The following is a 19,466-nucleotide window of genomic DNA, read 5'->3' on the forward strand; positions in this document are numbered from 1 at the left end:
ATGTATAAAATTATACCTGTAAATACTTAAATACAAAATATTTTGTAGTTTGCTTTTGAAATGGTGTAAATTTTCATCACTCTTACACCATTTCACTTTAAAAATGATATGGATATGAAAGCATCGCTTCGACTTCTCCTGACGGAGACGCTGCGCGAACGCTCGGCGACCGGAAGCCGAGTTGCAGAGGAAGTGATTTGTATCAGTAATTTCGTGAATTAGTATTACACCCATTCTCAATAAAAAAACGGCGTGCGTAAGTTATGTACTAATAAAGGCAAAACCCCTTGGAATCGTTAGATTTCCAGGGGTTTAGTGGTATGCCAGGAACGAGACTTGAACTCGTGACACGAGGATTTTCAGTCCTCTGCTCTACCAACTGAGCTATCCCGGCGGGTGCTTTGTTTTTGCGCCACGATTTATAATCTTAGCAAACGAAAAATGATTCTGCAAGGGTCATCTAAAAAAAAGTTATGCAGTTTGCCAACCCAGCTTAATGACCACGAACACAGCAATGAATAGCAAGAACTGAACCAGCACAATACTAGGGCCAGAAGCGATGTTAAAAATCCCTGAAACCAGAATACCTACAATGCTGCTAATTGAACCTACAATTACCGACATCCACAAAAAGCGGCTAAAATGCTGACTCATCAGCTTGGCTGTCGCGGCGGGGATCACTAAGAAGGCGTTAACTAGTAAAACTCCCACAGCTTTAATCGCCACTGCAACGGCTAGTGACAGCAGCACCACAAAGGCGTAACGATATAATTCCACGGGAATACCTTGGACTTTAGCAACATCAGGATTGAGGGTGAGTAAAATTTGCTGGCGCAAAGTCGAGAATAAGAATATAGCGCCGCCTACAAGGATGAGTAGGGTTAAAATCAAATCGGTGGTATCAATAGCGAGAATATCGCCAAACAGCACAGCCATCAGGTTACCCCGATATCCTTGAATCAAGCTAGAAAGAATGACACCGATCGCCAAGGCACCAGAGAGAACTATACTAAGTACGCTATCACTGCCTAAATCGGTCTTATCAACAAAGTAAAGAACGATAACGCCAAAAACCAAGGTAAAGGGTAACAGCATCCAAGTAGGATTTAACTGTAGCAGGACACCCAAGGCGACACCAACTAAAGCCGCATGACCAACGGCATGGCTAAAAAACGATAATTGTCGTAAAGTGACAAAACTACCCAGTAACCCTCCCAGTATGCCCATCAACACAGCACCAATCAGCGCCCGTTGCATAAAGGGAAATTGTAATAAACTCACTAAATCTTGACTGCTAGTAATGGCTAACTCTGCAATGGAGTAACTCATATAATCATCCGGTGTGATTGTTGAATCTATTTGTGTGGGGGGTGTGGGGAGTGTGGGAAGAGAGGGGGGAAAGATTTCTTTACTATCCTCCCACACACCTAGATTTCTCTCTTGTGAGAAATCCAGGTTTATCTGGGTGTAATGATTTTTTCATAAATCAAATATGAGTCCCATATAATCCAATACGGTTCAGTTAAGAGAATAGTAGGTTGGGTGTAGCGATAGCGTAACCCAACAAAGTATGCGTGAATGTTGGGTTCCGTTCCTCCACCCAACCTACACCTGATTTTTTTCATAAATCTAAATATGAGTCCTATATAATCTCCGGTGTGATTTTTGTTAATTGGAAGATTGCTATAAAGGTGCAGGTTAGGTGAGTGGTTAATCATCTAAAATGGCCAGTGAGTATTTCAGAGGATGTTTGAAAAGTATTTATTCGTAGTTTTAAGTACTCGTTGATCCCCTCTAGCCCCCCTTAAAAAGGCTGCGGTGTACACACAAATCCGGGTTGAGTGCATCTATCCCGCCTCGGAATCAATTCCGAGTCTCATAGCGCAAGTCCTCTCAAGAGGACTCAAGCAAAAGTTCATTTCAGTCCACTTGAGTGGACTTTGGCTATGAGCCTGGAACTAAAGTTCCAGGCGGGATGCGGTTTCATAGAGCAAATTTTCGACTTGTGTGTACACCGTAGCTTAAAAAGGGGGGAATTAATCTCAAAGTCCCCCTTTTTAAGGGGAGACACTGCGTTGCGGGGTTCCCCCCGTTGTAGCAAGTGTCGTGGATTTAGGGGGATCTAAAATATTTTGCTACCAACAAGCAGACTTTTAAAACAACCTCTCAACTCAAACTGCCATCTATCTGCTGTTTTGATTACCATGACTGAGCAACCTAATACTAATTTGCCATCAGCAGATTCTCAATCTACCAATGAACCGTCTGGAGGTCAAACGCAGTCGGTTAATAACAATTGGAAAAACCGCATTACAGGAATCTGGCAAAAAGCTACATCTAGTTTGATGCAGTTGCTACCTGTGGAACAAGTATCGCAGACTGTGGTTGAATGGTATAGTGTCAGCGAAGCTCAGGTAGCAGAGATTTTAGAAGCTGTCCGTGCTGAACTGCCAACTACAGAAGCTTTGTTAATTGGTAAACCCCAAGCTGGTAAAAGTTCGATTGTGCGGGGACTGACTGGAGTTTCAGCAGAAATTATCGGACAAGGTTTTCGTCCCCATACCCAACATACTGAACGCTACGCCTATCCTTCTGGTGATTTACCGTTGCTGATTTTTACCGATACGGTGGGGTTAGGAGATGTTAATCAAGAAACTCAAATTATTATCCAAGAGTTGTTGGGTGATTTGCAAAAGGCTAGTCGTGGTGCGAGGGTGTTAATTCTCACAGTCAAGATTAACGATTTTGCCACGGATACGTTGCGAAAAATTGCCCAAAACCTACGTCAACAATATCCTGATATTCCTTGTTTACTGGCGGTGACTTGCTTACACGAAGTTTATCCTATTGATGTGGTAGATCATCCAGTTTATCCACCAGAGTATGAAGCAGTTCAACGGGCTTTTGCAGAAATTCAGCAAGCTTTTAGTGGATTGTGCGATCGCGCTGTGCTGATTGACTTTACTTTAGAAGAAGATGGTTACAATCCGGTATTTTATGGTTTAGAAGAGTTTCGAGATGCTTTAGCGGAATTGTTACCCGAAGCCGAAGCCCGCGCCATTAATCAGTTATTATCACAGGGAATAGGTCAACAAATTGGGAATATCTACCGTGATGCGGGAAGGCGGTATATGTTAACTTTTGCTGTAATGGCAGCAACATTAGCAGCCATACCTTTACCATTTGCAACCATGCCTGTGTTAACAGCATTGCAAGTATCGATGGTAGGACTGTTAGGTAAATTATACGGGCAAACCATCACACCATCGCAAGCAGGCGGAATTGTGAGTGCGATCGCCGGCGGATTTTTCGCCCAAGCCATAGGACGGGAGTTAGTGAAAATTATCCCTGGTTTTGGCAGTGCGATCGCGGCTTCTTGGGCGGCGGCTTATACTTGGTCTTTAGGTGAAGCAGCTTGTGTTTATTTTGGCGATGTTATCGGTGGCAAAAAACCTGATCCGCAAAAAATCCAATCTGTGATGCAAGCCGAGTTTCAAGCAGCGAAAGAACGGTTTAAGGGAATTAAGCGGTGATTTGGGGGACAAGGGAGACAAGGGGATGTAGACTTTGTGTGGTTTTGCGATCGCTACAAATTGATTTTATTCTGTTGTCTGATTTTAGAGAATTAAGTTCAGTTAAGAGAATAGTAGGTTGGGTGTAGCGATAGCGTAACCCAACAAATTCTTGAGAATGTTGGGTTCCGTTCCTCCACCCAACCTACACCTGTCACCTATCCCTTATTACCACAGCCGATTCCAACATTTTAATTGTGCCAGCATCGGCATCTATTTCGACATTTAAACCAATTGGCAATGTAAATTTATCTTTAATATGACCAATCATTGAACCATACCAAGCGGGAACTTTTAAGGGAATAATATGTTCGCGTAAGACTTGAGTTAATTTAAAAGATGGTTCATCACCAATACTACAGTCAGTGCATCTACCAAATATCAAACCAGAAATTTGATTGAGTATTCCAGCGTTTTTTAGCTGAGTTAACATTCGGTCGATGCGATAAACATCTTCTCTGACATCTTCCACAAATAAAATGCTTTTGTACCAAGCAGGTAGATAAGGTGAACCTACCATTGCTGCTATCACTGATAAGTTACCACCTATTAATTTACCTGTGGCTTTTCCTGATGCAATTGTCTCAAATTGGACATCTTCAGTTTTAAGATTTTCCATTGTGACTGCTTCGCCATCAAATAAGATGCGCTTGGCATAATCTACTGTAAACTCATTCCAAGTAGATGTGGCATTTGGCCCGTGAAAAGTCAGGACTCGACTACGGGCATAAATAGCCAACACCAAAGCAGTAATATCACTAAACCCCATGATAATTTTAGGATGAGCGCGAATCTGGGGATAGTTCAGTAAAGGTAAAATGCGATTACAACCCCAACCGCCGCGCATAGTCATAATGGCGTTGACGGAATTATCTGCAAACATCGCGTTTACATCGTTGGCGCGGTTAGCATCTGTACCAGCTAAATAGCCGTACCTATCTAAAATATGGTTGCCTAATTTAATTTTTAATCCTAACTCGGTGAGCGATCGCTTGGCATTGGCTAAATCTTCCGCATCAATGACACCAGCCGGAGAAATTAATCCTACCGTATCTCCCGCTTGGAGGCGGGGTGGCTTGATAATGGTGTTTGGCGATAGTTGACCTTGAACCTTAGCCAGAGGTATCTGTGTAGCTAAAGCGGTGAAACCACAGGTGGTAATAAATGTGCGTCGTTTCAAAATTGGAGAGTGGGGAGTAGGAAAGAAATTTGATTATATTCACATTTTGTACCAAACGACTAATACCAATTCGCAATTCACAATGACCGCTCAATTACCACGTAGTCGAACCACTGCCTCCTACTATAATGCTACCCATCTCCTGCCAACTTTATCAGTCTTGTCTTTCTAAGAATAAAAGTTGGGTTTTGGCAGTTGATCATTTAACGCCCAATTTCCTATATCTCTGATTTTATAATCAACAGGATCATGGAGAGTGAACGTGCGGAGATTCCGCCAATAGCGGTCAAAACCATACTTGGCATTAGTAGCGCGTGCGCCCATCACTTCAAAGATGCGGTTGGTGATATCTAAGCCGACTCTAGTAGCGACGACTTTGGCTGTAGCGATAAACAGCGCACATTCTCCCCGTTGTTCTGCGGTAAGTGACCATTCTTTTTCCCAAGCTTGTTGTAACAATTCTCCTGCTTGGTCAACTAAACAAGTAGCAGTCTGAAGCTCAACCCAGAAATTGCCGTAATGCTGGATAATGTATGGATCTTGGGTAGCACTTTCTACACCTGATGTCAGCCAAGGTTTAGTATTAGTGTGAGTATAGGTTTTAGCAGCTTCAAATGCTCCTTGGGCAATTCCCAGGTAAATATTAGCCAGATTCAATTGAGTTAAGCAGGCGCGAATCGTGGTGAAGGGTTGACTGGGTTTATCTCTAATACCCAGAATTTCGTCTGGATATACCAGCACATTTTCAAATGTCACAGTACCGCTATCTGTCTGACGTTGCCCTATGTTATCCCAATCATCATGAACAGTCACACCTTGGCGTTGGGTAGGAATTGCCAGAATTTTCAATTCACCAGTTTTTTGATCAGTAGCGGTGATCGGTAATATATCCGAGTCTTGGGAGCCAGAGCAAAAGCTTTTGCTGCCATGAAGACGGAAATAATCATTTTCCGGTATTAAAGTAGTTCTTTTATCTAAAGGGTTGAGAGCATTGCACCAAAACCAATTGTTGTGAATAGTTTCTGCATAATATCGCTGCTTCTGCTCTGTTGAACCAAATATATGCGGAACTACTACCCCTAGATGGTGGTAAGAAAAGACGTGAGCAATAGAACTATCAACCTTGGCAAACTCGCGGGTAATTCTGAAAACGGTAATCCAGCTTTCTCCTAAACCACCGTACTCTGTTGGTACGATCAATTTTAGCAAGTTGCTTTGGCGCAGGCGATCGCGTTCATGTTTTGGTGTTCCCCCTTGGACATCGCGTTCTACAGCAGTAGCAGCAAATTCCTGCGCTAAAGATTTAGCTAGATCCAGATAATTTTGAGACTCTTTAGTTTTGATTAATTGCATACTTCGCAACTTCTCCTGCGAATACTATGTTGAGGGGTAAATATAATTTTTCTAAAAAAAGATTCGGAGTATTTTTTTAATCCATCTTTTTGCTACGAAGTTAGTATTACATATACGGGCCAATAAATCAAGCTTGAATAAAAATATTTTTTTCAAAATTACACATCGTTGTTACTACATAAAAAATATTTTTTCAGGAAAAACTAAAAATTGAACCTTTAATAATATTTTTTTATTTACTTGTTTTTGTAGGTTATGTATGCAATATTATTAAATTAAATTCGCTAAACGTATTTAACTGCTGGAAAGATACTGATATATCTAGAAGTTTAGCGATATTAATGAAAATTTTTGAGTGTTAGATAAAGTCAAGATTTACCCTAATCAGGCATAAAATTTCGCCTTGGCAAATCAGGGAAATACTGATTATTTACACTAAATTTTTGCAACCACCAATATAAGGAGTACGAGAAATGTTCAATCGTTCATTTCATAATTTATTTATGGAATCGATGATTTTGGGGACTACTTTACTAACCAGCACATCAGCTTATGCTGAAGATAGTAATTTAGTGACTATAACCATTGCACAAACACCTCAAATTCCGGCAATCAATAATGATGAAAGCCTTGAACAGACAAATAGTATGTCTCAGGTAACATCTGTATCGCAGTTTTCTGATGTACAGCCAACTGATTGGGCTTTTGGCGCACTCCAGTCTTTAGTTGAACGTTATGGATGTATTGCAGGTTATCCGAATGGCACTTATCAGGGAAACCGCGCCATAACTCGCTATGAATTTGCAGCAGGCTTAAATGCTTGTTTATCTCGAATTAACGAGCTAATTGCCACAGCTACATCTGACTTAGTTACCAAAGAAGATTTAACTACCATACAAAGACTGCAAGCAGAATTTACTACTGAACTAGCAACTCTACGGGGTCGCGTTGATAGTTTAGAATCTCGGACTGGGGAACTAGAAGCTAATCAGTTTTCTCCAACCACAAAGCTAGTAGGAGAAGTTATCTTTGCTGTCACAAATGCCTTTAGTGGCTCAGTTAATGGTAGCAACACAGTTTTTCAAGATAGAGTCCGCCTTGTTTTCAAAAGTAGTTTTACAGGTAGAGATAATTTAAATACTCGGATAAGCACTGGTAACGCTAATCTTTTACAGTTTCCTGGTGGTACAGCCGAAGGTTTGCAAACTTTTAATCTTGCGCCGAGTAACAATAACGTGTCTTTAGATTGGCTGTCTTATTACTTCCCAATTAGCCACAACATCAATGCTTATATAGGAGCCGTCAACGGAGTAATTTATGACTTTGTTCCGACTCTCAGTCCTTATTTGGATAGTGCATCAGGGGGTGGTCGTGCTTTGACAGAGTTTGCTTCTTCTAGCCCTATCTACCGTATTGGTGGTGGTGCAGGTGGAGGAATCAATTATCGATTGAATGACAACTTGCTATTGAGCTTGGGTTACTTAGCCGGAGATCATGCTAGTCCTCAACCAGATAGAGGCTTTTTTAATGGTCAATACAGCGCATTTGGACAAATAACATGGAACCCCAACAATAACTCTGGTATTGGTTTGACCTATGTAAATGCCTACCAAAATCGAGGAGCAATATTTGACTTGGGTAGTAGTTTTACACTTGTGGGAACAGAACAAGCTAATAGGCCATTTGAGAGGATGATTACCAACTCCTACGGAGTAGAAGCTTTTTATAAATTTAGTCCTCGATTTGCAGTCAATGGTTTTTTTGGCTACACTAACGCCAAAAATCTAGCAGGTAGTGGTAGTGCAGATATTTGGTACTATGCTTTGGGCTTGGCATTCCCGGATTTAGGTAAGCAAGGGAACCTTGGTGGTATTATTGTGGGCGCAGAGCCTTATCGGGGTGGAAATCCTGCACCTGCAAACGATTTCTCCCTACATATTGAAGGCTTTTACAAGTATCAGTTGACAGATAACATTGCCATCACCCCTGGCGTAATTTGGATTACGGCTCCGGCTCAAAACAATGATAATCAGGATGCTGTAATTGGCACGGTGAGAACAACCTTCACATTTTAAACAATCTCAGCAACGTCACAAGTTTTGGCGTTGCTGATTGAAAAGTAAATTTTTTTCAGGCATACAGCACTTTGCAAGAGCTAAAAATTACGAATTACGATTCAAGCTTAGGGGTTGTTGTTCTTCAATTAGTGGCGGTATATCCTGCCAAAGGCTAATTCCGTCGTATAGTCCTGGAGCCATTAAGAATACTTGAACCCAAAGGATATTGAACCACCAGTAAAGCCCTTGGATAATATTGTCCTGACCTACTAGAGATACTGTCACTAGGTACAGCAAGACGGAAACTACTAAACTCACAACAGATGCAACTATGCCTTTTATTGGCTGTGATAGTTTTGTAAAAGGCCACATATTGAATTGCCAAACAAATCCTAAACCAACAGTTGTCCAAATAGCTGCAAAGGTTGGGCCTGTAGTTGTGGTAAACAAATCCAGTCCTAGCTGTTTGAGGAACAATTGTGTAATTAGAGTCAGGAATAAAATAATCCCCGTATGAAGTAACCCCAAACGTGGCATTCCTAGTTCTAATTTGTTTAAAGGCCAACGTTCAAAGAAACTACCGAATACTGTTGAGCAAGGATACCAATACCAAGGGATATAAAAAGGTTGAAGCCCCCACATTTGTGGCAAAAAGGTGAAGGCAGGGGCAATAAAAAAGACGGCAAAAAAGATATTGAGAAAGCCGCTAATGGGATGCCATTCGCGGACTTTATCAGTTGTGACAATAGTGTTGTCAAAAAAGAACAAACTGGCGGCGGCGGCAATAATCGCTGTTTGTCCCCACAAACCAACAGGTGTATCAGTGAGAATTGGTTTTGCAGAAATGAATTTCCAAACTTCTCCAGTTAGATAAACTAGTGCCAACAGCACTACTAAATTCACTGTTCCTCTCCCCAATCGGGTAGAAGAAAAGCGGGAACCTGGATAGCCGTTGAGGGAAAAACCGAGATGCCACCACCAGACGAAACATATAGTGATATACGTCAATTTTGTGCCTACATTTAGCTGCATAATTTGACCAAAGATGAGTTCAAAAATGTAGCTAATAACAGCAATTACAGCAATAAAAAGCAGCCCCTTAAATGGCTGTTTTTTCCAAATACTCCGCCTCTGGGTTGGGTTTGCAACACTCATAGGATCAACTTGAATAATATTGGTTGATTAGGGGCAAAACATTCTGTAAAAATTCCCTCTGAATGCTTTACCCCAATAGAGAATTAGGCCATTACAGCCAAGGATGGCGCGGGGGATAAACACCATTCAGGAAGTAGTTACCAACAGCGTAGTATTTCCAACGCACAGGATCGTGGAGTGTGTGAGCGCGGGCATTTCGCCAGTGGCGATTGTAGTTGAATTCTTCCAATGTAGATTTAGTACCTGCTAGTTCAAATAACTTGTTAGTAGCGAGGATTGCGGCTTCGGTGGCTAAGGCTTTGACTTCTGCAACTGCAATCGAGGCTTCAACTACCTTGGGTTCTTCTAAGCCTGACTCGTTGGCGATGTCAAGAAATTCGCCTGCCCGACGCAGCAAAGCTTCGGCAGCGTGGACTTGAATCTGCACGTTACCAAATTCATATAGTGTCAGGGGGTCTTCGTAGCCTTTTTCTAAATTGCTGTCAACCCAAGGGCGCGTATATTTACGGACAAAGTGAATCGTGTCACGGACTGCGGCTTTGGCAATTCCCACGTCTACGGCGGCTTGGATGATTTGAGCGATCGCACCCATTGGTGTTGCTCTCTCAAAGGCTAAATAGTGCGGTATGACGTGTTCTGCCTTAACTTTGACATTTTCAATAATGGTAGTACCACTAGCTGTGGTGCGCTGTCCGAAGCTTGTCCAGTCATCAAGTAAAGTTAGTCCTTCGGCATCTCTTTCAACAAATGCCACTACTGTTTTACCATCGGGGTTGCTGGCAATCACAGGAACCCAATGTGCTAATAATGCGCCAGCCGAGTAGTATTTGCGTCCATTGAGTACGTAGTCAGAACCATCTGGTTGTAACTTGGTTTGCACATCGGTGACAGATTTAGTACCAATTTCCGAGAAGGCGTTACCAAAGCGTTTACCTTGTAGAACTAAATCAAAGAAGAACTTTTTTTGATCATGCGTGCCATCCAACCTGACTGCTTCCACCATGTAGAGGTGATTTTGGGGAATTTGACCGAGGCTAGAATCGGCTTCGGAGATGATTTTAATTACTTCTGCTAGGGTGACATTTGAGACAAAAGCACCGCCATATTCTTTCGGGACTGTAATTCCCCACAATCCGCTTTGAGAAAACTTCTGCACTTCTTCGGCAGGTAAACGCCGAGTTTGGTCGCGTTCTGAGTCACCCTTAGCAAACTCCGCCGCTAATTCGTGGGCGATCGCGATCGCTTCTTTGTCATCCCGAATAATATGTGCCTTCTGTTCTGTATTGATTAGTGATGTCATAATAAAACTTCTCAATTGTGATTGATCGTGTTTAAACGCAGAGGTACGCAGAGTTATCCCAAATTGAATCTGCTAGGAAATTTGGGCAATGAGGAAGATGATTTGGTTACGTAAAAATTGTGATATCTGCGTAGTATTTGCCTGTTGCTGTAGAAGCGGGTTTAGCTGCGATCGCAACAGCTTGGCTCTACAAAACCCACTTCTACAAGATAAGTAACCACGCAAAATTAATTACAGTCATTGCGAGCGAAGCGAAGCAATCCCAGCCCTTGCGATTGCTTCATTTCGCTTCGCTCCATTCGCAATGACTTTGTGTAATTAATTATGTTTAACTACTTATGTGACTGTGAATCTACACCACAGCCAACTCATTAGCAGTCCGACGATGAGATTTAAGTTCGCGCACAATGGGGATTACGTTCTTACCAAATGCGGGCAAATCATCTGTGTAGTGTAAGAAGCCGCCGAGAATTAAATCAACTCCCGCTTCATGGAATTGGCGAATCTTTTCCGCTACTTGTTCAGCAGTACCAATCAAACCTGACTTGAAGCCATCGTTATACTGTACTAAATCTTCAAAATTGGAATTTGCCCACATTCCCTCACGTTCACGAGTTGCAGCGCCAGCTTGTTTGACAGCTTCGCCAAATCCTTTGACTGCTTCTACATCGGCTTGAGCAATAATGTCGCGCAATACTTCATAGGCTTCTGCTTCCGTATCTCGCACGATGATAAAGGAATTTAGCCCAAACTTAATTGTGCGTCCTTCTCGACGAGCTAATTCAGACACTTCAGCAATCTGCTCTTTCACACCTTCTAGGGTATTACCATTCATGAAATACCAATCAGAGACACGGCCAGCCATGCGCCGGGCTGCTTTGGAGTTACCACCTTGGAATATCTCTGGGTGGGGATTCTGATTCACCGGTCTAGGCTTGACCCAACCGCCGTTAATCCGGTAAAAGTCGCCTTTAAAGTGAAACTCATCCTCAGTCCATAAGCCTTTGAGGACACGGATAAATTCTTCGGAACGACGATAGCGTTCGTCATGGTCTAACCAATGTTCGCCATAGATAGTGAATTCATCTTTGAACCAGCCGCTAACTATATTCAAAGCAAATCGTCCGTTAGAGAGAAAATCAATACTGGCTCCGATTTTGGCAACTACTCCTGGATGCCATAATCCAGGATGAACCGCCGCAATCAACTTCAATTTTTTGGTAACGGGTGCGAGGGCTGATACGGTTGTAAATGCTTCTAGCTGGTACTCAGCCCCATAGCTGGCGATAAATCTAGCTTGTGCTAGAGCATATTCAAAGCCAACCTCTTCAGCAGTTTGAGCTAGTTGAGCATTATAGTCGTAAGTCCAGTTTGTTCGTTGGGGAATTTTACTAACTACTAACCCACCACTGACGTTGGGAATCCAGTATGCGAACTTAATATCTACCATAATTGTGTGTTTGAGAATGAAACAGCTTGGTTATTGGTGGAAGTTTGCTTGTGATGCAACAAGTCCGAATTTGTCATCACTAGACAAATCACTTAAAATTTGACCCAAAAAATCTAAAGCTTGATAGCGGCTGCAAAGTCCTCTGAGTTTACAAGTAGACAATCTCAGGATTTGATATTGGCAATATATCATAACCCGATTGAGCTACCGTATTTTCATGGATCAGACTTTATCACGACAATTTTTCCGATGTCGTGACTGCATATACTTAAATTCCATTTCTGTATTCCATTTTGGAATACTGCTAACGTTTGCGGAATATTTAATTATTCTTTTATATTTGCTAGTTATCATCCTGATGATGTCAACGAGACCCGAAATCCAGGACTCAACAAAGGATGGCTACTATTCCAGATCGTGATAAGTGAATGCTTTGCATCTCTCATCTGCAACTATACACAGCAGAAATAAATATGGTAGTGTGAACTACTAAACTACGGTGGCAAGATAAAAATACCGTGGTTTAAGTAACGTAAGTCCGACAAATCTTTTTTTGACCTCTCCCCCAGCCCCTCTCCGACGCGGAGAGGGGAGCAAAAAACTAATTTTTCTCCTCCCTTTCCGTTTCAGAGAGGGAGGCTGGGAGGGAGAGGTTTAATACCTTAGAGAAAAAGCACAGGAGAAATATTTATGCCACTTCAGTTTGGAATTTGGTCGCCTGTCTGTGGTGGATGGTTGCGGGTTGTGAATCATGAGGCTAATGTATCTACGCAAGATTTAGTAAAACTGGCAGTTGAAGCAGACAAGTTAGGTTATGACTTCTATTACATTCCTGAACATTACTTGAATGCTATTCATGGCCCGAAATATCATGTTGCAGATGGTTGGATTACAGCAGCTTTAGCCAGTTTGAACACCAAGAACATCAAGATTGTTGCGGCTGTACAACCCGGTTTTAAACTACCTGCGGTGGTAGCTAATGTAAGTGCAAACATTCAAAATCAACTTAGTAACGGCAGATTTGCCCTGAGTGGGATTGCTGGATGGTGGAAGTTAGAAGTAGAAAGTTATGGAGATGTTTGGCTACCCCATAGTGAGAGATACGCCCGATTAGAAGAGTATATTGATGTCATCAAGGGGCTGTGGACAGTCGATGACTTTAATTATGTTGGTAAATATTACACTATTGAAAATGGTATTATCACTGATAAACCTACACCAAAACCACCTATTTTCATTGCTGGCGAATCAGACCGGGCAATTAATTTAGCAGCCCGTCACGGAGATTATTTATTTATCAATGCTGATGAACCAGAAAAAACAGCAGCATTGGTGCAGAAGGTGAAAAAATTGGCGATCGCTCGCTACGGTCGTAATATTAGAGTAGCCATGAGTGCTTTTGCGATCGTTCGTGAACATACAGCCGAAGCTGAAGCTAGACTAGCTGCAATTTATCGTTCTGCGGATCAGCAGCAGATTAAATACTTTCAAGAGCAAATCGATCCTAACGTAGTTGCCCACAACAAACTAGATATCAGCCAAACCATTGAAGCGAATCTCGGTTTATCTGCTCAACTGGTAGGCGATCGCTATACAATTATTCAACGTCTCAAAGAATACGAAACTGTTGGCGTTGATTTAATCATACTCAAATTTGAATCGATGTTGGAAGATACTATTCGCTTCCACAAACTAGTTATTTCCGAATACAAACAGCAAAATAACTTAGTTAGGTTGTAATTAAAAATCTTGCCCTAGACAGCATGAATAAGATTAAACTCGAAGATATTACCCTCAATCACCTCAAAATTTTAAAAGCGGTAGATGACTGTGGTAGCTTCTCGAAAGCAGCCCAAAAACTAGGATATAGTCAAGCACTAATTAGTAAAAAAGTAAAGCAAGCCGAGGATTTTTTCGGAGTAGTTCTGTTAAATCGTTCTCCTGGCTCTATCTGCTTAACTAATAAAGGCAAAAAATTGATTTCTCAAACACTTAATGTCGTTGAAACTGTAGAAAATCTACGAGAAGAATTTCACGCAACATTTAGCGCCGAGGGTGAAGATTTGATATTGGGGGCGACTAGTTTAATTTTAGAAGTCTGGTTAAAACAATATTTGCAGCGATTTCAGCTTTGTTTTCCCGGTAGAAATATCAAAGAAATTCAGGCTCAAAATAGTAGTTTTTTCTCACATTCTCAACTCTTAGATATAGATTTACTGCTCAACAGTTGCTCTGGATATAAGGAAGAACATCACTGTACTAGATTAACAACTCATAAAATGGTGTTGTTCTCTTTTGGGAAAAATAAATATTTCAATGAGTATCGCTTGATTAAAACAAATGAGATTGATTGGGATGAAGTCTTACTTTTAGATGAAGTTCATCGAGAACTATCTAAAAATGGAATTTTGTTGCATCAATTAAGTGGAGTCAATATACTATCAAGCTATCAAGATGTCCTCAAATATGCTTCAGAAAATCAAAAATTAACTATTTTACCTGACTTTTGTGAAGCTGATATCATATCTCAATACCAAGTTTTAACCCTGACTATACAAGATGTTAATGAATATGGAATTTATATTCATGTTCCCCGCTTTAGTGAATTATTAATCTCCGCAGAGGGTTTAGTCAGAAGTTTTAGACTCGAACAAAATAACTTGGAAAGTGTGCCTAATGTAAATTTAATTTTAGGTAGCTCTTCTGCTAAAGAGGAAAATGTTCTAAGAATAGGTATTCAGCGTGATTCCATAGGACAATTTATTGCAGGATATGGAACCAAGTATATTTCTGATTTACAGAGATCATCCTCATTAATTGAACAGCCTATTTTTAAAAATATTGAAATTAATCGAGATTTCGAGCTACAAATTCTGCCCTGTTCTTCTGGAGAAGAAATGAACCATCAAATGAAAAGGGGAGAACTAGATATTTGTATTTTAGATGATATTTCTCTCTTGAATAATGGGAGTCAATTCTTTGATGATTTAAGTTTTGGTTCTAAATTGATTGGGATTGCTTCGTATAATCTTTTGGGTCAGGATGTGAACATTGTTCTCCATAAAGATTCTGCCATAAATACTGTCCAGGAACTTAAAGGCAAGCGAATTTCTACGTTATTTGGTTCCAATGCTCATCGATTCATCATTACTCTGTTTGACCTCTATAATATGGATGTGAGTAAAGATTGTAAATTAGTAAATGAAGATCCACAAAGGGCTAGTAGGAGTCTCGCTAACAAAACTATAGATGCCTACGTGTGTTGTCACACTTTTGCGTCAATTTTAGAAGGATATGCTTTTGTCAGAAAACTACCTCTATCTCAAACAGATAGTTTAAGAATTCCATCAATTAGAGGAATTGTTTGTCGTTCGCAGTTTATTAAAGAAAACCCGAAAATTGTTGTAGCTTATTTACATGATTTACTAGTTGCTAACTATTGGTTTAATTCATCCCCAATTCAGGCAACAGATTTATTAACTAAAGTGATTGATGTGAGAAAAAACCAAATAAATCAGTTTTTTAATCCTGTATTTGGTAATCGTATTGATCCGACACTCAAACCTCAATGGTCTTGGTTACTAAAAACTTTAAATCGCAGGTTGGAAGGAAAATATGGCATTTCATTGTTTGATGTAGATTTCTGGATAGATGATTATTTTTTGAGGCTTGTCTACAACCTGCTAAATTTAGATTATCATTTTCATCAGGTTTCTTTTGCAAGTGAATTTTCTAGTAGCTATTTTTTAGAAGAACAGTTTAGCCGACACATGAAAGTTCTCTATGAGAATTATGATTTACCACAGAAATATTGAAAGCTGATAAAAAAGTTTACTCTGACTTACGCACTGTACAAAATAACTATCTTGTGTATCAACGGAAATACGTTGTTTCAGCCTTTGATCAATCACTCTAGATTAGGTGCGATCGCTAAAATATCATTGAAAAATCTAGCTATAAACCTTAAAAACCCTACCTGTTATTTTGGTTTGTCTGTCAATGCGTAAGTCCTAGAGTATTTTAATCCGCATGATTTTGATGCGATAAGTTATTTCAACTATTAAAAACCCGACTTTATTTAAAGTCGGGTTTCTTTTTGATGTTTTGGTGATAGCGGTTCTTATACCAATTTGAAAAATGATTGCGACAAATGGGTTACTGAAAAGCTCACCAGTAAGCAATTTCCCAATCCAAAATCTAAAATCTAAAATCCAAAATAGTATTACTTGCTTGTAATACAGTCGGAACCCCACCCCGCATTTGCTAACGCAAACGCTCCCCTCCCCGCGTGCGGGGAGGGGTTGGGGGTGGGGTTGAAATGTACTTCATCCAACTGAGAACCGCTCAAATTCTGATTTTAAGAATCCAACAACTTTCGGCGAGATATATCGCTACAACAGCCAGTAGATGTGTTTTCAATTATTCCGATTTGAGTTAATCGGTAAAGGACGGAAAAATTAAATATGTCTCAGGACACGGCGCGTTTCCAATAATTCCGATTTGAGTTAATCGGTAAAGTCGACAGTTACTGCGACGAAGCCGCCGATATCTTCGGGTTTCCAATAATTCCGATTTGAGTTAATCGGTAAAGAGTTCGTCTAGGAGCCTTTGCCCTGTAAGGGTTTCAGCCGCCAAATCGACACCACTCTGAATAACATTATAAATGTTGGGCGAAATTTAACCAAGTACATAGCTCAAATCCTTGCCCAGTAAGCAATCGACACCACTCAACGCAAAATATAGGGTTTTGGCGATTTGGTGAGTGGTGTCGAAAATCATTTTGTTTTCTGATAAAACCCTTGTAGAGACGTTTCATGAAACGTCTCTACATTTAAATTCATACCTCGATTCAGCAACGCCCAGATAAAAATAGCGATCGCTATCATCCTGACACAGATTTTTCACCACTATTAAATATGTATGCAATTAAAATTTAAGTACGTCTCATTCCATTCGTCGGGATTTCTATTCAAGATGAGCCGAAACCTGGGATTTACTCAACTCCTGCACTAAACGATGTGCTTGGTGCAAGTATAGGGGATGTTGGAGAGTGGCTGGTAATTGATTCATTAAAGTTCTGGCTAAGTGCATATCACAACCAGTAACTCGTGAAATTATGGCTGCGCCTTCAAATGTGGCTTCTGCGGAAATTGTTTTTTCGACTCGCACTAAGCAGTGTCCGGGTTTGATGGTTCCGCGTTCGACGGCTTGCAGTCCTTCGATGGTGGCTAAGACGACCAAGCGATCGCCTACAATTAATTTGATATCATCAGCAGGCATAAACTTGGGTGTATGCTGTTTAGCTCTCAGATGAAAAATTGGTACTACTCGATAACCATAGGCGATATCAGCGATTAATTTGCCATTGAGGGTGTCATCAGCTTCAATTTGATATTCGGTAACTAATATTGTTTGGTTATGCAAACGAAATAAATTTAAAATATTTTCCCCAAATGCTGCACCTGCAAATGCTTCGGCGGCTAAGGCGTAAACTCCCATAATTCTGGCGTGAGGTAGCAGCAGTCCGATATTTTCGCTAAAACAAGGGTCAAAGGTACGAATAACTAAGTTAGCTTTTGGGTTGACAGTGCGTGCTTTTAAAGCAATTTCCAAATTTGTCACTTCATCATCGGTGACAACCACAACACTTTTTGCTGTTGAAAGATTGACTTTTGTTAAAGCATGGTTGAGATTTCCCAAAACTAAGGGCATTTGGGGTAACATTCCTGATTCCAGGTCTTTGGTATTTACGCCTACCAATGGTTGTTTGAGTTCTTGCAACAACTGGGCGACACTTCTACCAACTCTCCCCATCCCCACTAATACTACATGGTCGGCTTTGGGGATGCGGGGACGACGTTTAGAAAACTGAAATCTTGCAGATAAGACACGTTCCGTCATTAAGGCATAGAGAATACCAACAAACAGCGTACTAGTGACACTCGTGGTAATACTAAATAGATGCAGCCACCATGTCAGAGGAAAAGATATTTTTTGCTGTCCCCCAAACACATCACCGTAACCGCCGAGACTCAATACCAAAGCTACATTTAGCGCATCTTGCCAAGAAAGGTCAGGATACTGTGCTTTGAAAAGCAGTGTTCCTAATAAGAATAAACTCACTAACAATAATGCCCCAACTAAAGCGACGCGGCGGGTTTGACCACTGTCTTCCCAAAACTGCGTTAATTTGTGGCGGAGATTTTGCCATGATATTTCTGTCACCATTTCATGCCAAAATTGCCCAAAGCTGTTCATTTGTTTGGGGGAAGTCTTGAGATTTTCGCTGACTTCAATGTAAAAGATAGAGTCTCCGGGGAGAATTTTTGCATCTGGTTTCCATTGATAGAAACCTTTGGGTACTGGTTGACCGGCTGTGATGTGGATAAGTACACGGCGTTGGCTAGTGTTAATTTGCGAAAGACAACAATGACTCCAGCGATGGGAAGCATGGATAGATACTGCAAAAACTTGGAGTAAATGGTTTTCTAAATTAAAAAATCCTCTGGTTTCACAGCCTAATGCGGCTAAGGCTAAACTGTGGGCTGGTAATTGGGTGGCTTCAAAGGCGATAAAGTTACCCAAACTGTCTTGGAGTAAATCGTTGAGATTATTTTGGGCGGAACGGATAACTAAACGTACATGAGGATTAAGCGATCGCGCCGCAAATGCCGCCGCTATATTCACTCGCTCATCACTTGTTACAATCAAAATTGCCCGACAATGTTTTATCCCTGCTTGTTCTAATATTTTCGGTTGCCGACAATCACCAATCACCAACTTATCGATTAACTCTGGTAATTCTGCAATTTCCCAAGTGTGAGTATTTACCTGTTCAATGGCATTGACCTTAACACCAAACTCCTTCAGCACAGATACACAATATTGTCCTAAATTTCCCAGTCCACACACCAAGAAAAAGTTCGGATCTGTTGTTGTATTGTGTTCCATATTTTGATGTTAGTCAGCAGATTTTACTTGACTTTTTTAGTTTGTAGTTACTACGTTTACTTAATATAATTTGCTTTATGTCTATATTTTAGAGAATGTTTGAAAAGTATTGGGCGAATAAAATTCGCTACTACACAAACAAAGTCCACACTTCGACTCTTCTCCTGCCAGAGACGCTACGCGAACGACAAGCTCAGGGCATCGCAAGCTCAGTGACAGTCTAAGTGGACTAACACAAAATCAAGATTTTCAACCCACGTAGGCGGTCACTGAGCTTGTCGAAGTGTGAGTTTCGTCTGTGTAGCCGCGATTTCCAATCGCCCGGTGAGTAATAATTTAGACTTTCCAAACATCCTTTTAGGCGATCGCAATTTTGCCACCACATCAATTAATTCTTGTAACGCCGCCAATGTGTCAGCCTGATTTTGATTGCATTCCATAATTCACC

At 40.9% G+C, this 19,466-nt stretch carries 12 protein-coding genes and 1 tRNA gene; 4 read left to right on the forward strand and 9 right to left on the reverse strand.

Annotated features, from left to right (window positions below; genetic code table 11):
- Positions 1–321 precede the first annotated feature (321 nt).
- A tRNA-Phe gene (locus H6G79_RS28975) sits at positions 322–394 on the reverse strand.
- Positions 395–471: 77 nt separating this feature from the next.
- Positions 472–1,329, reverse strand: coding sequence for a metal ABC transporter permease (locus tag H6G79_RS28980; protein WP_190593462.1), 858 nt, complete (start codon positions 1,327–1,329; stop codon positions 472–474).
- Positions 1,330–2,204: 875 nt separating this feature from the next.
- Here H6G79_RS28980 and H6G79_RS28985 point away from each other — a divergent pair.
- A complete protein-coding gene (locus H6G79_RS28985; protein WP_190593470.1) occupies positions 2,205–3,533 on the forward strand; it encodes a GTPase family protein in 1,329 nt (442 codons plus the stop codon).
- Positions 3,534–3,726: 193 nt separating this feature from the next.
- Here the strand turns inward: H6G79_RS28985 and H6G79_RS28990 are convergent, their stop codons facing one another.
- Together H6G79_RS28990 and H6G79_RS28995 are read right to left on the reverse strand one after the other, a co-directional pair.
- Positions 3,727–4,752: an LD-carboxypeptidase gene (locus tag H6G79_RS28990; RefSeq protein WP_190593472.1), complete on the reverse strand. Its 1,026-nt coding sequence runs from the start codon at positions 4,750–4,752 to the stop codon at positions 3,727–3,729.
- 168 nt (positions 4,753–4,920) lie between these two features.
- Complete coding sequence (locus H6G79_RS28995; protein ID WP_190593474.1) at positions 4,921–6,105, reverse strand: acyl-CoA dehydrogenase family protein; 1,185 nt, start codon at positions 6,103–6,105, stop codon at positions 4,921–4,923.
- 473 nt (positions 6,106–6,578) lie between these two features.
- On the opposite strand from H6G79_RS28995, the gene H6G79_RS29000 reads away from it, so the two are divergent.
- Positions 6,579–8,180, forward strand: coding sequence for an iron uptake porin (locus H6G79_RS29000; RefSeq protein ID WP_190593475.1), 1,602 nt, complete (start codon positions 6,579–6,581; stop codon positions 8,178–8,180).
- Positions 8,181–8,267: 87 nt separating this feature from the next.
- Here the strand turns inward: H6G79_RS29000 and H6G79_RS29005 are convergent, their stop codons facing one another.
- The 3 genes from H6G79_RS29005 to sfnG form a co-directional block, all read right to left on the reverse strand.
- Entirely contained in the window at positions 8,268–9,317 is a 1,050-nt protein-coding gene (locus tag H6G79_RS29005; RefSeq protein ID WP_190593478.1) for a hypothetical protein, read from the reverse strand.
- Positions 9,318–9,408: 91 nt separating this feature from the next.
- Positions 9,409–10,617, reverse strand: coding sequence for an SfnB family sulfur acquisition oxidoreductase (locus tag H6G79_RS29010; protein ID WP_190593480.1), 1,209 nt, complete (start codon positions 10,615–10,617; stop codon positions 9,409–9,411).
- A 352-nt stretch (positions 10,618–10,969) separates the two neighbouring features.
- Entirely contained in the window at positions 10,970–12,067 is a 1,098-nt protein-coding gene (gene sfnG / locus H6G79_RS29015) for a dimethylsulfone monooxygenase SfnG (protein WP_190593481.1), read from the reverse strand.
- Between the two features lie 690 nt (positions 12,068–12,757).
- Here sfnG and H6G79_RS29020 point away from each other — a divergent pair.
- Positions 12,758–13,807, forward strand: coding sequence for an LLM class flavin-dependent oxidoreductase (locus tag H6G79_RS29020; RefSeq protein WP_190593483.1), 1,050 nt, complete (start codon positions 12,758–12,760; stop codon positions 13,805–13,807).
- A 23-nt stretch (positions 13,808–13,830) separates the two neighbouring features.
- The gene (locus H6G79_RS29025; protein ID WP_190593484.1) at positions 13,831–15,882 is read left to right on the forward strand and encodes a LysR family transcriptional regulator; all 2,052 of its coding nucleotides are present in this window, start codon (positions 13,831–13,833) and stop codon (positions 15,880–15,882) included.
- 1,150 nt (positions 15,883–17,032) lie between these two features.
- Here H6G79_RS29025 and H6G79_RS29030 read toward each other — a convergent pair.
- A complete protein-coding gene (locus H6G79_RS29030) occupies positions 17,033–19,018 on the reverse strand; it encodes a potassium channel protein (protein ID WP_190593485.1) in 1,986 nt (661 codons plus the stop codon).
- A 266-nt stretch (positions 19,019–19,284) separates the two neighbouring features.
- Positions 19,285–19,458, reverse strand: coding sequence for a hypothetical protein (locus H6G79_RS29035; protein ID WP_190593498.1), 174 nt, complete (start codon positions 19,456–19,458; stop codon positions 19,285–19,287).
- Positions 19,459–19,466 lie beyond the last annotated feature (8 nt).

This window comes from Anabaena sp. FACHB-83, from assembly GCF_014697485.1.
Lineage (GTDB): Bacteria > Cyanobacteriota > Cyanobacteriia > Cyanobacteriales > Nostocaceae > Nostoc_B.

What these genes read in the sequence shown, in the direction of transcription:
- H6G79_RS29005 (WP_190593478.1), bottom strand. Translation starts at nt 9,317, where the DNA reads ATGAGTGTTGCAAACCCAACCCAGAGGCGGAGTATTTGGAAAAAACAG.
- H6G79_RS29025 (WP_190593484.1), top strand. Translation starts at nt 13,831, where the DNA reads ATGAATAAGATTAAACTCGAAGATATTACCCTCAATCACCTCAAAATT.
- H6G79_RS29010 (WP_190593480.1), bottom strand. Translation starts at nt 10,617, where the DNA reads ATGACATCACTAATCAATACAGAACAGAAGGCACATATTATTCGGGAT.
- H6G79_RS29020 (WP_190593483.1), top strand. Translation starts at nt 12,758, where the DNA reads ATGCCACTTCAGTTTGGAATTTGGTCGCCTGTCTGTGGTGGATGGTTG.
- sfnG (WP_190593481.1), bottom strand. Translation starts at nt 12,067, where the DNA reads ATGGTAGATATTAAGTTCGCATACTGGATTCCCAACGTCAGTGGTGGG.
- H6G79_RS28995 (WP_190593474.1), bottom strand. Translation starts at nt 6,105, where the DNA reads ATGCAATTAATCAAAACTAAAGAGTCTCAAAATTATCTGGATCTAGCT.
- H6G79_RS28985 (WP_190593470.1), top strand. Translation starts at nt 2,205, where the DNA reads ATGACTGAGCAACCTAATACTAATTTGCCATCAGCAGATTCTCAATCT.
- H6G79_RS29000 (WP_190593475.1), top strand. Translation starts at nt 6,579, where the DNA reads ATGTTCAATCGTTCATTTCATAATTTATTTATGGAATCGATGATTTTG.
- H6G79_RS29030 (WP_190593485.1), bottom strand. Translation starts at nt 19,018, where the DNA reads ATGGAACACAATACAACAACAGATCCGAACTTTTTCTTGGTGTGTGGA.
- H6G79_RS28980 (WP_190593462.1), bottom strand. Translation starts at nt 1,329, where the DNA reads ATGAGTTACTCCATTGCAGAGTTAGCCATTACTAGCAGTCAAGATTTA.
- H6G79_RS29035 (WP_190593498.1), bottom strand. Translation starts at nt 19,458, where the DNA reads ATGGAATGCAATCAAAATCAGGCTGACACATTGGCGGCGTTACAAGAA.